Raw genomic sequence first — 13,992 nt, forward strand, 5'->3', positions numbered from 1 at the left:
CCTTGGCTTTGTGCTATCTGGACGACATCGACACCGATAAAATGCCGATGTGATGTCAAGTTTGGCGTATTGATGGTTTATTGTTGTGGTTGTTGAGGTTGCGGTGCTGGTTGTGGTGCTTCAGCTTGAGAAGCAGGCGCAGCATTGGGGGCGGTTTCAGGCGCTGGTTGTGGTGCAGCAGCTTGATTTGGATCAACCAATTTGATTTGCCCACTTTGAACCAGTTCAACCAAAGAGGCGGGTTGACCGTTTACGGTTGTTGCCACTTTAACTTGAGATAAACTTTCTAAAGTTTCCCCTGCTTGTACAGCTGGCTCAGCAAAAGCAGATGACATTGCAACCAATGATAAGGCAGAAACTAAACCGATGAAGTGTAAACGCATATCATACTCCTGAATTGATGCGATGAAATGAATTGTGAGCTCTATCTGTCTGGGCTTGATGTGGTATCTAGAAAGCTATTGTTCCGCTCAATGTGGTCTGAAACAGAATGGCTGCTAGATATCAGTTTGCTGAAATTAGCCTCAGATGTTTTGCTGTGAATGGTGTTTGTAGACAACAACAGCCACGCAATCAAAACCGATAATGCTCACATTTGCATGCACAGCAATGGCAATAAATAGACAATAAATAATTTAAGGCAATGCTTTAAACTTGCATGCAGCGTCTAACAAGTCGTAAAAGAATGTAGCATGTCTTTTATAGCTTGCTACTATGCTGCCACGCAGACAAGCTAAGTACATATTTAATTTAAAGTTTTATATAAAAAGCCATAAAATAAACAACAAATCTTCCTTAAAAGAGCTTGACTTCCATTCCGTAGAAATGTTTGAGCCCGTAGGGATCGGCTGTTTTCGTGTTAAGCTTAAACACCGTCGCATGATGATTAAATTGATTATTTTGAATAAGATACAAATCTATATCATGATATTGGTGAAGCTTTGTACAGCTACATCTGTTTTACATATACTTCTGCCTGAGAGCTTGCTAAGCTGCCAAGCCATTGAGGTTGTATCGTTTTGCGGGCATTAGCAGTTTAAAATGGCAAGAAAAAAGAAAGTCATGGGAGTCAATGCAACAGCATTACAAGTGTTGATTGGCTTGGTGTTGGCAGGTGCATCGGCCCTGTTTTTTGGAAAAGAGCAAGTCACCCAATATATACCGTCACTTGCGCAAAATAATAACCGTTGTTTATCGCAATTTTATGCAGATCAGCCGCCCTATTTAAGTCGTGCCAGCTTAGAGCAAAATAGTTTTCCTTTATGTTTTAATGGCTTCAATGTCATGTACTCCGGGATATCTAAAACACCTTTATGGACGGCCGAGCATTTGACTGTAAGTCGCCTAAGTCAAAAAATTCCGCGCGAAGATCAGTTTCATGAAGAAAGCCGTGTACCGCAACAGTACCGTGCATTATTAAGTGATTATCGGGGTTCTGGCTATGATCGAGGGCACATGGCACCAAATGGTGATATGGGTGATCGTGCCTCACAAAAAGACAGTTTCTCTTTGGCCAATATGGTGCCACAAGCGCCTAAAAATAATCAGGAAGTTTGGCGTAAGTTAGAAGAAGCTACGCGCAGTTTGGTGCTGAAAAATAAGCAAGAAATTTATGTGGTGACGGGGCCAGTGTATCGCTCGAAGAAATTGAAAACGATTGGTAAAGGTGTGATCGTCCCAGATGCGACCTATAAAGTCTTGTATATCCCGAAAACGGGTGTGCTTAGTGCCTATTATGCTCCGAACAATAATTCATTACAGGTGCAAGTAATCAGTGTATGCCAGCTGGAAGAATATACTGGGATTAACTTTTTCCCCAGCTTAAGCACGGATCAAAAGCGTAATGTTTATCGTCTGCCTTTGTCTGCTGCACAGGTTAAAGCCAATAAGCCAATTGCGTATGATCGTTGGGATGGTAGCAGTCGTTGTGCGGAGGCGGTCAGTTCAGAGCGGGTGCAGAAATTACAAAAACGGTTTCAGTCGAGTACATCTGATGGCAATATTGAAAATCAGAGTACACTGAATAGCCAAGCCAATGCTTCAGAAAGCGAGTTGCAGCAACTTATTAAAAATGTACTACGGCAATTGCTGGCTCAACTGTAACGCGCAATTGCAAGCTAAAATTTATTTGATCCAATAAAAATTGAGTTCAAGTGATCGGATCATCATTCCAGTGAGGTATTGATATGTTTAAGCCTTTTAGTAATGCGACAGATTCACATGCAGTACAAGATTTAACTTTTGAAAATCAGGGTGATAGTGTCAATATTTATGGCAACATCCAAATTACTAAAGACCAGCAAGGGCTGCGAGCAGCCAAAGTTTTACAGAAAATCTGCAACGATATGGTGGCGCAGTTAGAACAAGTGCCCGAATTACCGGCAAAGATTGTTTTGCAAGAAGCGCAAGAAATAGATAATCCATTCCTCTAAATGGTATGTGCTTTGAGGTTTCTGATGGTTTTGAAGTGATGAAGCTCTCGTAAGCCTTGTAAGCGCTAAAGTAATTTAAAATTGAATGAAAAATAATGAAAAAAGTTGTTTATTGTTTTTGTAAATATTATATAATGTTTTGTAAGTTTTAAAATAAAGAGGCACTACCCACTGGGGTAGCACCTGTTTATTGTTATTGAAGTTTTATCAAGAAAACTGCGCTGTGTTTTCCTTTTATGTTTTAGGAGTCTTTCAAGACTCCTTTTTTTTACGCTATTTTTATTGTATTGGCTCATGTGCATATCGCTTTATATGCCATGAGCGATTTATTTTTTGAAATGCTAACAAGCCAATATTACAATCGCATGACAATGCCTTGATCGGCCATATAGCGTTTCGCTTCAGGAATAGTATGTTGACCAAAGTGGAAAATACTGGCGGCTAAGACCGCATCGGCACCACCTTTTAACACGCCATCTGCCAGATGTTGTAAATTTCCGACGCCACCAGAGGCAATGGTGGGAACCGAGACACGATCATTAATGTGACGCATCAGTTCTAAGTCATAACCGGCTTTGGTGCCATCGGCATCCATTGAGGTGATGAGTAATTCACCTGCGCCGTATTCTGCCATTTTGACCGCCCATTGAATTGCATCGATCCCAGTGGCTTTACGTCCGCCATGGGTAAAAATTTCCCATTGTTGTGGAGCGACTTTTTTGGCATCAATCGCCACCACAATACATTGGGCACCAAAGCGTTGCGAGGCTTCTAAAACAAACTCTGGTTGAAAGACCGCCGCAGAGTTAATACTGACTTTGTCTGCACCAGCATTGAGTAAAAGACGAATATCTTCGACCTTGCGTACACCACCGCCTACCGTCAGCGGTACAAAGACGGACTCTGCCATGCGTTCCACTGTGCGATAGGTGGTATCACGACCACTGGATGTCGCTGTAATATCTAAAAAGGTAATTTCATCTGCGCCTTGTTCGTTATAACGTCGTGCAACCTCGACAGGGTCACCAGCATCACGTATATCAAGGAACTGCACACCCTTCACAACGCGACCGTTATCGACATCTAGACAGGGGATAATCCGTTTGGCAAGCATAATTATTTTCCAAAAATAACAATCGGATAGTAAACTAATCCACTTAGGCGCTACACCTTAATTGTGGGAACGAGTATTCTATCAAACTTAATTCAGTTTATTGCAGGTTTTGTATGTCGGTATATACCTCTTTGAGTTTAAAACAAGTTCAAGATTTTGCTTCAGCTTTTTCTTTAGATGTGCTTGAGCTTATCCCTATTCAAGGCGGGATTCAAAATACCAATTATTTTTTACGTTGTGCCGATGCAGACTATGTACTAACTTTATTTGAAGACATGAGCGCAGAGCAAGCGGCTGAAATCATTCCAGCTTTAGACCAATTGGTGGCACAGGGTGTGGCAGTACCGGCACCTTTAAAGATCAATGGTCAGGCTTTGCATGTGCTGGCAGATAAACCTGCACAAATTACACCGCGTGTCTTGGGCGAACATCCAGAAACAACCACTGTGGCACAAGTGCGTGCCATCGCTCAAGCACAAGCTCGGATGCATTTGGCATTAAAAGATTTCCCATTGACACGTCAGTTTAACCGCAACCATGACTATTGGTATGCTGTGGCAAAGCAATTACAGCCACAAATGTCTACCGAAGACGCTGCTTTGTTGCAACAACTGATAGAACGCTTTGCTGAAATACGCCAACAATACCCAGATCGTCCACGTGGTCTCATTCATTCTGATTTGTTCCGAGATAATACTTTATTTATCGGCGATGATTTGCAAGGAATCTTAGACTTTTATGAGATGAACCATGATGAGCTGCTCTTTGATGTGGCAATTAGCATCAATGATTTTTGTAGTGATTATCCGGATGTGAGCTTAAATGATGAGAAGGCTGCTGCATTTCTTGAGGCTTATCAACAATTACGTCCATTTACTGCAGATGAGCAAGCTTGCCTAGATAGCTATTTGGCAGCCATGGCGGGTCGTTTCTGGCTATTACGTTTAAGCGTGGTTTTGAAAAATCAGCAACAGGGTCGTGATGGTGAGCAAATCTTGGTCAAAGATCCAGAAGTTATGCGACACATGGTATTAAACCGTTTAGCACGACTGTGAGTTGCAATCATGCGTGATCAAGGGCGTTTAATCGAATGGTTTGATGAGCAGGGATACGGTTTTATTCAACCGAATGATGCCAAGAAAGCAAAAGTTTTTCTACATATTAAAGATTTTAGTAAAGCTGGACCGCGTCCGATTATCGGTTGTGCCTTAGATTATCGCGTTACAGTAGATGGTCAAGGACGTTATCGCGCGACGGATGTGGTGTATTTAAAGGCGCGACAAGTTCGTGCTCAGGCAGCAGAGCAGGTGGTACAGCACGGTACTGCTACGAAAACGGCATTACAACCGATGCAATATCTGATCGCGGGCTACTTGATTGTTTTAGCTATTTTATCTGTGTTGGGGTATTTGCCGAGCTTAACTTGGATTTGGCTGATGTTGGTGAATGTCTTGTGTTATTGGTGCTATGCCCTTGATAAAGAAGCGGCTAAAACACAGAAGCGTCGGATTCCAGAACAAAATTTGCATATTTTAGCGGTATTGGGCGGATGGCCTGCTGCATGGCTGGCACAGCAACGGCTCAGGCATAAAACACAAAAACAGCCGTTTCAAAAAATTTATCGTTTCAGCATTCTGTTTAATGTGTTATTGCTACTTTGGTTGTTGTCACCGCTCAATGTTTTTTAAGGGGCTGTGCTGCAGCAAGATCGTAAATACTATTAAAAATAGCGCCATATCAAGGCGCTATTTTTTATGCGAATGAAAAGCGGGTTCTGGCTAAAGCTTAATCTAGCTAAAGCTTAACGCCTTTTTTCGATCAAATATTTGAATATTTGGGGGCTTATTGGTCTAGCAGTTGCTGTGCTTCGCTGAGTTTTAAGGTGCCTTCATAGATAGCGCGACCTGTGATAGCACCTAAGATACCCGGTTGCCCTTTGAGCTTGCGGACATCATCTAAATTGGTGACACCACCAGACGCAATCACGGGTAGACCGGAATATTCTGCTAATTGTACCGTTTGTTCAATATTAACCCCTTGCATCATACCGTCACGGGCAATATCGGTATATACCACACTCGACACACCTGCATCGGCAAAACGTTTGGCTAAATCTGTTGCTTTAACGTCAGTTACATTGGCCCAACCATCGGTTGCCACCATACCATTCATCGCATCGATGCCAACAATAATATGTCCTGCAAATTGACGGCATGCCTCACTGACAAAGTCTGGGTCTTGTACCGCTTTGGTGCCAATGATCACATAAGACACACCTGCATCTAGATAATGTTCGATGGTTTCTAAAGAACGAATACCGCCCCCAATTTGAATAGGGAGTTCTGGCAGTGCTTGGCTAATTGCTTCCACCACGGGTTTGTGGATTGGCGTACCAGCGAATGCACCATTGAGATCAACAAGGTGTAAGCGACGAGCACCTTCTGCGACCCAATGTTGTGCAGTGGCAACTGGGTTATCAGAAAATACCGTATCATCTTCCATACGGCCTTGTTTTAAACGGACACATTGACCATCTTTGAGGTCGATCGCTGGAATGATCAGCATGCTTGGGCTCCTTGACTCAGTATTGGATTGCATTATATGCCGCCATCTTAGCAAAGTATTGCGCAGACTCTAAGTCACTGATGCGATTATTTTGCGCCAGCATGCACGCTATCTGCATGACATTTTTTCAGTTATGATGCTAAATCATAACCAAAATGAAAGAAGCCCCTGTAAAACTGTTGACTTGTGATGGTGTGATGGGGGATTGAAGATGTATTGCGGTGTGATTAAACGGCACTGGGTTGTGGCAGCGTATTGTCTGAATGTTGGAGCGTAGCGATGGATAAGCAAGATGAAGATTTGATTGTAGATGGTATCAAACGGATCAAGCAGTTAATTCAAGATAAAAATTTAAAGCAGTTGGATTTGAGTGGTGCTTTGGATGTGTCGAAAAAAACAGTTGCACAATGGTTGCAAGAATCCAACTCGCAAAGTGCACAACACTTAGTGGAATTGGCACGTTTGATTGGGCGCAGTGAACAAGTTGGTACGACAACGAAAAAGAATGATGCAGCAACGCCGCATAGTGCTGTACAGGCATCAGATTTAGACCATACCGCGGTTACTGACTTAAAGACAAACGTAGATTTAACTGTGGTACCAGTAGAGCAGTTATTGGCAGAGATTAAACAGCGCTATCATGCTTTGAATTTAAAAGCAGATATACAGATTCATGTTAGCCCCTTAGAGGGTGGTTTTGTCAGTCAGGATTAAGCCTTCAGCTTCATGACTTTGTGTACTTGAGCGAACTTGAGCGAAATAGTCTTGTATTCGCCTTGAAGATAATCGCGTTCCAATGCTTAAAAGTAACCCGATCGATCGGGTTACTTGATGGTTTAGGGAATGCTAGGTTGATTGATTAGGGCTATGATGCTGAGCACAATGCCGATTGCCAGTACAATTACATAGACGAGGCTGACGATGCTTTCCCACATTTTTGCTGGTCGAGGTTGACCATATGGATTGTCCTCTGGCTGGCCTGCGACACAAAGTAGATAAAGTGCAAAGATTACATTGATTATAGGCAATAAATAGCACAGGCTGAGCCAGCCTGAACGATTTAAATCGTGTAAACGACGTATGCTAAAAATAAAAAAGAAATAACAGACCGTGGCAGAGATCAGTACACTAATACTGGCAAAGACCCAGAGTGATGATTCCGGCAGTTGCGCGATGCTGCTATTGTTTGGACTTAATCTGAGCGGGATGATACTCACGATCATTGCTAGTATGCCGAGTAGCGTTACCACGACATTCCATGCTAGATAACTTCTACGACCAAAGCGCCCTTGGGCACTGAGGAATGCATCATCGGCTAAAGGAGCAGCATTTGGAGGAGCGATAAATGTATTCATTATTTTCACCTTTTTTATCATTATGGTGTTGTATAAATATTAAGCTAAATTAAAATTTAAAAACATCGATAATTATAAAATTTTGTCAATACAATGAACTATCACAGCGTAACCCAAGGCGTAGCTCTATTCGCCTAATTTAATTGATTGAGTGTTGCCCAGATCATACTCATGGCAATTGTTGCAGTAATAACCGCAATGACATACAGATAAGCCGCAATTTTTTCCCAAGGTTTGGATGGGCGAGGTTCACCAAAATGATTGCTATTAGCTGATCCCTTCGCAAAGATTAAATAAAGTTCAAAAAGCACATTGCCGTAGGGAATAAAGCTACACAATGACAGCCAACCAGAGGCGTTGAGGTCGTGTAAGCGTTTAATTTGACATATAAATCTATAGCCAATCAATAGGAAGAATCCAACTTCGATGATGATTAAGCTATCTGATTGCGCCCAACTGGGTTGGTACATTGCTAAAAAGTGAATATTTGAAATCGAAACCGATTGAATAAATAAAGCAGCAAGAACGAAGAGTACGATCAGACTAAGAAAGTTCCAGGCCAAATAAGATGTTCGATTTAAGCGACCTTGTGCGCGGAAGAAGCTGTTTTTGCTTGCTGTAGGCATTTCTGTATTATGTACAATCATGATGGTTGATGAGGGCTAATTATCATTTTATTTAAGTTATTGTTGATGCTAACTGAAAATTGTTTTCGAATAAAGCACAGTGTAAGAATAAAACAGCAGCTCAATGAGCTAGGCACATGGTGGCTTCGCTCATCCTGCTTAAAACAGTGCAATGCTGAGATGGTTTTAGATGTTCCAGTCCACGAAGTTTTTTAACAGCTGTAAGCCCGCGGTATGACTTTTCTCTGGGTGGAATTGGGTTGCAAAGACATTGTCTTTTTGTAGGGCAGCACAAAAATCTAAACCATATTCGCTACGCGCTGCAACCAAAGTGCTATCTTGCGGTTGCACATAAAAGCTATGCACAAAATAGAAACGGCTATCTTGTGCAATATCACGCCACATTGGATGGCTCGGATCGACTTGATGTACTTCATTCCAGCCCATATGCGGTACTTTTAAACCGGCTTGGTCTGGAAATTTTTTGACCACGCCGTCAAAGATATTGAGGGCATCTGCGCCACCATTTTCTTCCGAGTGATGCATCAATGCTTGCATACCAACACAAATCGCCAAAATCGGTTTTTGAAAGACCGCATCGCGAATGACTTGATCGATGCCCGCATCTTGCATGCCTTTAATGCAATCACGCATTGCGCCTACACCAGGGAAGACGATTTTATCGGCTTTGGCAATGAGTTGTGGGTCGTTGGTTACATCAACGTGTGCACCGACATATTCCAATGCTTTGGCTGCAGAGTGCAAGTTACCCATGCCGTAGTCTAGTAAAGCAATACGCGTCATTACAAAGTCCCTTTGGTTGAAGCAACCGTGTTGGCAGCGCGAGGATCTGTTTCACAGGCCATTCGCAGAGCACGTGCCAATGCTTTAAACACGCATTCAATTTGGTGATGGCTGTTTTTACCTTTTAAATTGTCGATATGAAGTGTAATCAAGGCATGGTTCACAAAACCTTGGAAGAATTCGGAAAATAAATCGACGTCAAAGGTGCCAATTCGTGCACGGGTAAAGGGGATGTCCATAAATAGACCAGGTCGCCCAGAAAGATCTACCACCACGCGGCTGAGTGCCTCATCCAAAGGGGCATAGAAGTGACCATAGCGGCGTAACCCTTTTTTATCACCCAACGCTTTGGCAAAGGCTTGACCTAGCGTAATGCCACAGTCTTCTACTGTATGGTGATCATCTATTTCTAAATCTCCATCACAATGGATGTCAATATCAAATAAACCATGGCGTTTGATTTGGTCGATCATATGATCAAGAAAAGGGATACCGGTATTGAGTACACCTTGACCTGTACCATCTAAATTTAGCCGAACGCTAATTTTAGTTTCATTGGTATTTCTTACGACTTCACTGATACGCTGCGTCATGGACACATTCCTCAAAAAAAACGCTAAAATTGCTTGATTTAAAAATATTGGCTGTGACAAAGTCATGGCATATTAGATTGCTCTGGAGGGTTAATCAATGCCTATTACCGTACAAGTTTACACCGCATTGGAAAATGATGATATTCGAGATCAACTACAGCGTCTCTATGATACTAGTCCAGAGTTTAGCGATGGGGAAGATGCAATTGCCCAATTGCAGCAGAATTTGACCAAGTATACTCAGCTTTATGTTGCAGAATTTAATAGTAAAATTATTGGTGCAATCTGGTGTACTGGGCAGGGGCAAAGTAAAGTCTTGGAAAATATCGTTGTCCATCCTGCCAATCGCGGGCGTGGTGTTGCCGAACGTCTGGTTTCCGAAGCTTGCCGTCTTGAAGAACAAAATGGTGTGGAGCGTTTTGAGCCGGGGTGTGGGGCAATCCATCGCTGTCTGCTACATCTTGGTAAGCTATCCAATCATGAGTCATGATTGGACCGCTTCTTTTTAAGGCATACTGCGGCATAACGTGTTTGATATGCCGTGTGGCAAGCGTATAACTTGCCTTAAAAATAAGCTGTCAGATAAATTATTGTTGAGAGTACTTGACGCTGCGGGCATTAAATTGTTTAATACGCCCCATTGGCGTGATAGCTCAGTCGGTAGAGCAACGGATTGAAAATCCGTGTGTCCCCAGTTCGATCCTGGGTCTCGCCACCATATTTTTTGTATTTGTGTTTTCAGTCCCTGATCCCATCAGGGATTTTTTTTGGGTAAAAAATACTCGAACAAATGAAAAGCGCATGAATTGTATTGACTAATCAACACAGATACGGCTTAATACACCGCAACGGCGTGATAGCTCAGTCGGTAGAGCAACGGATTGAAAATCCGTGTGTCCCCAGTTCGATCCTGGGTCTCGCCACCATATTCAAAAACCTCAGTACATCAACATGATACTGAGGTTTTTTTTTGTCGCTGATTTTATGAATGGGTTTGTTAATGGTTTTATGAATGATTCTTTAATGGTGGCATGGATGATTTCATAGCAGCTCATGCTCATCGTGCTCATCGTGCTCATCTAGTAGCGAGTAGCTGATTTGTCGATTATTTAATGGCTAAATTGGGGAGTGCTTTTGAGCTAAGTTTTACCAGTATCTACTTTAGGGCTTTACGGCTGATCATGATTTTGCTGGAATGAATGATAGCTATAAGTGAATAAGCTTAAGATAATTTCTTCGATGACTTGTGATCGGCTTTCTTTTATAGTGACTGCACCAATAACAATAAGAACTTTAAAATAATGCGTATACCACCGTTACGATTCCCGTTTGTTCATTATCGATACCTCTACTATGGTTTATTGTGCTGTAGCAGCCTGACACATGCGACCAATGGTTATTTCATGCATGGCTATGGGGTAAAGACACAAGCCAATGCGGGTGTGTCTACGGCGCTTTTTCAGGATTCGATGACCATTGCCAATAACCCCGCCGGCCTAAGCTGGTTGGCTACGCGCTTAGATCTGGGTGCCACATTATTTGTTCCCACACGAGATGCAGAAATTCAGGGCAATGCAGCAGGTGCGGATGGGCATTATGATGGCAATGCTAGACAGTATTTTCTGTTACCGGAGCTGGCCTATAACCACCATCTATCAGATCAAGTCGCATTGGGTGTCGCAGTCTATGGCAATGGCGGCATGAATAGCAGCTATTCAAATAATCCCTACGCTGCTTTTGGCAATCAAGGCAGTGCCGGGGTAAACCTAAGTCAAGTCTTTGTTTCGCCTGCTGTTGCATGGCGGTATCAGCCACAGCAGTCAATCGGTATTGCCGCCAATGTGCTGTATCAGCGTTTTGAAGCCAAAGGGCTTGAGGGCTTTGCTGGATTTTCAACTGATCCACAACATCTGTCTAACCAAGGTGCGGATCATGCAACAGGCATTGGCTTGCGTGTAGGCTGGGCTGCACATGTGCTAGATGAGCGTTTAACTTTGGGAGCGAGCTATGCTTCAAAAATAAAAGCGACCCGTTTTAAGCGTTATCAGGGATTATTTGCTGAACAAGGGCGTTTTGATGTTCCTGAAAACTTTTCTCTAGGCGTGGCTTATCAAGTAACGCCACGTTTAAACCTCGCAGCAGATTTTCAATACATTGCTTATAGTGATATTGCGGCCATTGCAAATCGTTTTGATGTGGCAGATTTACAACAAGGGCAGTTGTTTGGGCATGGGCAAGGACCAGGTTTTGCTTGGCAAGATAGCAAGATTTATAAAATTGCGCTCAATTATCAGCTTAGTCCTAAATTACGTGTTGCGGCGGGATATAGCCACAGTAATCAAGTGATTCCAAGTGGACAAACATTTCTCAATATTTTAGCACCCGCAGTGGTGCAGGATCATTTGAGCGTTGGTGCGACGTGGCAATTTGACCCACATCAACAGTTCAGTGTGGCTTATACACATGCTTTCTCACAACGGCTCAAAGGGCAGCAGTCTATTGCTACGCCATTTGCTGGCGGTGAAGCCGATTTGAAAATGCAGCAGCATATTCTGGGAGTGGCTTATGCATACCAGTTCTAAGGATGCTGTTTGAGCAAAGACCATGATCGAGTCAAGACCATGATCGAGTCAAGACCATGATCAAGTCAAGACAGTGATTGAGCAAAGACCATGATTGAGTCAGGAAAGACAATTTAAAAAAGCCGGGTCATAATTGCTAACCCGGCTTTTTTATACTTTCATGCTGCGTACTCTGTTGTGCAACTCAGCATTTAAGCAATGTGTTTTATGCTGTTTTTGCCATTTTAGCCGTACCGAGCATATGACCGGTTTCTTCAAAGTTAGCATGCCAAGCAAGGGCTTCACGTAGAATATGTGGTGTGTGACCACCTTTTTCACATGAGCGCTCAAAGTAATCATATAGTGCATCACGATACAATGGATGTGCGCAGTTATCGATAATCGCTTTTGCGCGTTCACGTGGTGCCAGACCGCGTAAATCTGCTAGACCTTGTTCAGTCACTAAGATATCGACATCATGTTCGCTATGGTCAACATGGGACGCCATTGGCACGATCGAGGAGATGTCACCCCCTTTGGCAATAGATTTGGTCACAAAAATAGCCAAGTGTGCATTACGTGCAAAGTCACCCGACCCTCCGATACCGTTCATCATTTTGGTACCACATACGTGGGTAGAGTTGACGTTACCATAGATGTCAAATTCTAAGGCGGTATTGATGCCGATAATACCCAGACGACGAACGATTTCTGGATGGTTAGAAATCTCTTGCGGGCGTAACACCAGCTTATCTTTATAGGCTTCGATATTACCAAAGACTTTGTCTCCACATGCAGCAGACAAGGTAATAGATGAACCCGATGCAAACTTCATTTTACCGGCATCGATCAGTTCAAAAGTACAGTCTTGCAATACTTCTGAATACATCACCAAGTCGCTAAAGTTGGAGTCTTTTAAGCCTGTGAGCACCGCATTGGCAATAGAGCCAATACCAGCTTGTAGCGGACCAAGGTTGGCAGGTAGGCGATCATTTGCAACTTCATTTTCAAAGAAGTGAATAAGATGCTGTGCAATGGCTTGGGTTTCATCATCTGGCAAAGTGACCGTAGACGGTGAATCCGAGCTATCGTTAAATACAATGCCGACAATTTTACTTGGGTCGATTTGAATGGCAGTGGTACCAATGCGTTGATCCACTTTGGTTAGCGGAATTGGTTGCCGTGTTGGACGATATGACGGAATGTAGATATCGTGTAAACCTTCAAATGCTGGGCTCAGTGAGGTATTAATTTCAACAATCACTTGTTCAGCAAAAATTGCAAAGCTTGCAGAGTTCCCTACAGATGTGGTTGGAATAATCCCACCATCTTCAGTAATTGCTACTGCTTCAATGACAGCTACATCAGGGCGTTTTAATTGCATATTACGCATTTGTTCAACGGTTTCAGACAGATGCTGATCGATGAACATGACTTCACCCTGATTGATGGCACGACGTAAAGTATTGTCGACTTGGAATGGAAGACGACGAGCAAGTACACCTGCTTCAGTAAGTTGCTTGTCTAGATCATTACCGAGACTGGCACCTGTGATGAGGGTAATTTTGAGCGGATTACTTTGTGCTTGCTTGACCAGAGCTTGTGGAACAGCCTTTGCTTCACCTGCACGGGTAAAGCCACTCATACCAACAGTCATACCATCTTGTATAAATTGAGCTGCCTGCTCTGCACTCATCACTTTATTATGTAGTGATGTTAAACGAATGCGGTCTAAATCCATGTTTGACTCTCAAAAAAAATCTAACGTATGTTAGGGGAGATTGTACCTAGCTACGCCATGAAAGTGCATAGCTGTTAGGCTAAGGTCTAATTTCTCAAATAAATGTCAACATTTATTTAAATGATGATTTGTAAGCCTTTGAAAAGCAATGTTAATTTTAAAAAATATTTTAAATAAAACAATCGTTTGTGTTTAAGAACT

At 42.7% G+C, this 13,992-nt stretch carries 15 protein-coding genes and 2 tRNA genes; 9 read left to right on the plus strand and 8 right to left on the minus strand.

Annotated elements, in window-relative coordinates; translation table 11 throughout:
• Positions 1-77 precede the first annotated feature (77 nt).
• Positions 78-383, minus strand: coding sequence for a hypothetical protein (locus BFG52_RS17220; RefSeq protein ID WP_067551550.1), 306 nt, complete (start codon positions 381-383; stop codon positions 78-80).
• A 658-nt stretch (positions 384-1,041) separates the two neighbouring features.
• Between BFG52_RS17220 and BFG52_RS01315 the strand changes: the two genes are divergently transcribed.
• A complete protein-coding gene (locus tag BFG52_RS01315) occupies positions 1,042-2,103 on the plus strand; it encodes a DNA/RNA non-specific endonuclease (protein ID WP_067551556.1) in 1,062 nt (353 codons plus the stop codon).
• 83 nt (positions 2,104-2,186) lie between these two features.
• A complete protein-coding gene (locus tag BFG52_RS01320; protein WP_067551559.1) occupies positions 2,187-2,432 on the plus strand; it encodes a hypothetical protein in 246 nt (81 codons plus the stop codon).
• Between the two features lie 355 nt (positions 2,433-2,787).
• Here BFG52_RS01320 and hisF read toward each other — a convergent pair whose 3' ends face one another.
• On the minus strand, positions 2,788-3,546 hold the full coding sequence (hisF, locus tag BFG52_RS01325; protein WP_067551561.1) for an imidazole glycerol phosphate synthase subunit HisF: 759 nt from the start codon (positions 3,544-3,546) through the stop codon (positions 2,788-2,790).
• A gap of 113 nt (positions 3,547-3,659) precedes the next feature.
• Here hisF and BFG52_RS01330 point away from each other — a divergent pair, with 113 nt between their 5' ends.
• Together BFG52_RS01330 and BFG52_RS01335 are read left to right on the plus strand one after the other, a co-directional pair.
• Positions 3,660-4,601, plus strand: a complete 942-nt coding sequence (locus BFG52_RS01330) for a homoserine kinase (protein ID WP_067551565.1) — start codon at positions 3,660-3,662, stop codon at positions 4,599-4,601.
• Positions 4,602-4,610: 9 nt separating this feature from the next.
• Positions 4,611-5,234, plus strand: a complete 624-nt coding sequence (locus BFG52_RS01335; protein ID WP_067551568.1) for a DUF1294 domain-containing protein — start codon at positions 4,611-4,613, stop codon at positions 5,232-5,234.
• Between the two features lie 154 nt (positions 5,235-5,388).
• Here BFG52_RS01335 and hisA read toward each other — a convergent pair whose 3' ends face one another.
• Complete coding sequence (hisA, locus tag BFG52_RS01340) at positions 5,389-6,111, minus strand: 1-(5-phosphoribosyl)-5-[(5-phosphoribosylamino)methylideneamino]imidazole-4-carboxamide isomerase (protein ID WP_067551572.1); 723 nt, start codon at positions 6,109-6,111, stop codon at positions 5,389-5,391.
• Positions 6,112-6,390: 279 nt separating this feature from the next.
• Here hisA and BFG52_RS01345 point away from each other — a divergent pair, with 279 nt between their 5' ends.
• Positions 6,391-6,825 (plus strand): helix-turn-helix domain-containing protein, encoded by a 435-nt coding sequence (locus tag BFG52_RS01345; RefSeq protein ID WP_067551575.1) that lies wholly within the window; start codon positions 6,391-6,393, stop codon positions 6,823-6,825.
• 122 nt (positions 6,826-6,947) lie between these two features.
• Here the strand turns inward: BFG52_RS01345 and BFG52_RS01350 are convergent, their stop codons facing one another.
• The 4 genes from BFG52_RS01350 to hisB all read right to left on the minus strand — a co-directional run bounded on the left by BFG52_RS01350 (position 6,948) and on the right by hisB (position 9,489).
• Positions 6,948-7,466, minus strand: coding sequence for a DUF805 domain-containing protein (locus BFG52_RS01350; RefSeq protein WP_067551578.1), 519 nt, complete (start codon positions 7,464-7,466; stop codon positions 6,948-6,950).
• Between the two features lie 134 nt (positions 7,467-7,600).
• Positions 7,601-8,113: a DUF805 domain-containing protein gene (locus tag BFG52_RS01355; RefSeq protein WP_067551581.1), complete on the minus strand. Its 513-nt coding sequence runs from the start codon at positions 8,111-8,113 to the stop codon at positions 7,601-7,603.
• Between the two features lie 165 nt (positions 8,114-8,278).
• On the minus strand, positions 8,279-8,896 hold the full coding sequence (gene hisH, locus BFG52_RS01360) for an imidazole glycerol phosphate synthase subunit HisH (protein ID WP_067551583.1): 618 nt from the start codon (positions 8,894-8,896) through the stop codon (positions 8,279-8,281).
• Positions 8,896-9,489, minus strand: a complete 594-nt coding sequence (gene hisB / locus BFG52_RS01365) for an imidazoleglycerol-phosphate dehydratase HisB (protein ID WP_067551585.1) — start codon at positions 9,487-9,489, stop codon at positions 8,896-8,898. The genes hisH and hisB overlap by 1 nt, the downstream gene beginning before the upstream one ends.
• Before the next feature lie 97 nt (positions 9,490-9,586).
• Between hisB and BFG52_RS01370 the strand changes: the two genes are divergently transcribed.
• The 4 genes from BFG52_RS01370 (at position 9,587) to BFG52_RS01385 (ending at position 12,071) form a co-directional block, all read left to right on the plus strand.
• On the plus strand, positions 9,587-9,979 hold the full coding sequence (locus tag BFG52_RS01370; RefSeq protein WP_067551587.1) for a GNAT family N-acetyltransferase: 393 nt from the start codon (positions 9,587-9,589) through the stop codon (positions 9,977-9,979).
• A 152-nt stretch (positions 9,980-10,131) separates the two neighbouring features.
• A tRNA-Phe gene (locus BFG52_RS01375) sits at positions 10,132-10,207 on the plus strand.
• Positions 10,208-10,339: 132 nt separating this feature from the next.
• Positions 10,340-10,415, plus strand: a tRNA-Phe gene (locus tag BFG52_RS01380).
• A 375-nt stretch (positions 10,416-10,790) separates the two neighbouring features.
• Entirely contained in the window at positions 10,791-12,071 is a 1,281-nt protein-coding gene (locus BFG52_RS01385; RefSeq protein ID WP_067551589.1) for an OmpP1/FadL family transporter, read from the plus strand.
• Between the two features lie 205 nt (positions 12,072-12,276).
• Here the strand turns inward: BFG52_RS01385 and BFG52_RS01390 are convergent, their stop codons facing one another.
• Entirely contained in the window at positions 12,277-13,791 is a 1,515-nt protein-coding gene (locus BFG52_RS01390; protein WP_067551592.1) for an acetyl-CoA hydrolase/transferase family protein, read from the minus strand.
• Positions 13,792-13,992 lie beyond the last annotated feature (201 nt).

Source organism: Acinetobacter larvae (genome assembly GCF_001704115.1).
GTDB lineage: Bacteria > Pseudomonadota > Gammaproteobacteria > Pseudomonadales > Moraxellaceae > Acinetobacter > Acinetobacter larvae.

Bases quoted from the DNA above. Each gene is read 5' to 3' on its own strand.
- BFG52_RS01345 (WP_067551575.1), top strand. From the start codon at position 6,391: ATGGATAAGCAAGATGAAGATTTGATTGTAGATGGTATCAAACGGATC.
- hisH (WP_067551583.1), bottom strand. From the start codon at position 8,896: ATGACGCGTATTGCTTTACTAGACTACGGCATGGGTAACTTGCACTCT.
- hisB (WP_067551585.1), bottom strand. From the start codon at position 9,489: ATGACGCAGCGTATCAGTGAAGTCGTAAGAAATACCAATGAAACTAAA.
- BFG52_RS01355 (WP_067551581.1), bottom strand. From the start codon at position 8,113: ATGATTGTACATAATACAGAAATGCCTACAGCAAGCAAAAACAGCTTC.
- BFG52_RS01315 (WP_067551556.1), top strand. From the start codon at position 1,042: ATGGCAAGAAAAAAGAAAGTCATGGGAGTCAATGCAACAGCATTACAA.
- BFG52_RS01385 (WP_067551589.1), top strand. From the start codon at position 10,791: ATGCGTATACCACCGTTACGATTCCCGTTTGTTCATTATCGATACCTC.
- BFG52_RS01320 (WP_067551559.1), top strand. From the start codon at position 2,187: ATGTTTAAGCCTTTTAGTAATGCGACAGATTCACATGCAGTACAAGAT.
- BFG52_RS17220 (WP_067551550.1), bottom strand. From the start codon at position 383: ATGCGTTTACACTTCATCGGTTTAGTTTCTGCCTTATCATTGGTTGCA.
- BFG52_RS01335 (WP_067551568.1), top strand. From the start codon at position 4,611: ATGCGTGATCAAGGGCGTTTAATCGAATGGTTTGATGAGCAGGGATAC.
- BFG52_RS01370 (WP_067551587.1), top strand. From the start codon at position 9,587: ATGCCTATTACCGTACAAGTTTACACCGCATTGGAAAATGATGATATT.
- BFG52_RS01350 (WP_067551578.1), bottom strand. From the start codon at position 7,466: ATGAATACATTTATCGCTCCTCCAAATGCTGCTCCTTTAGCCGATGAT.
- hisA (WP_067551572.1), bottom strand. From the start codon at position 6,111: ATGCTGATCATTCCAGCGATCGACCTCAAAGATGGTCAATGTGTCCGT.
- BFG52_RS01330 (WP_067551565.1), top strand. From the start codon at position 3,660: ATGTCGGTATATACCTCTTTGAGTTTAAAACAAGTTCAAGATTTTGCT.
- BFG52_RS01390 (WP_067551592.1), bottom strand. From the start codon at position 13,791: ATGGATTTAGACCGCATTCGTTTAACATCACTACATAATAAAGTGATG.
- hisF (WP_067551561.1), bottom strand. From the start codon at position 3,546: ATGCTTGCCAAACGGATTATCCCCTGTCTAGATGTCGATAACGGTCGC.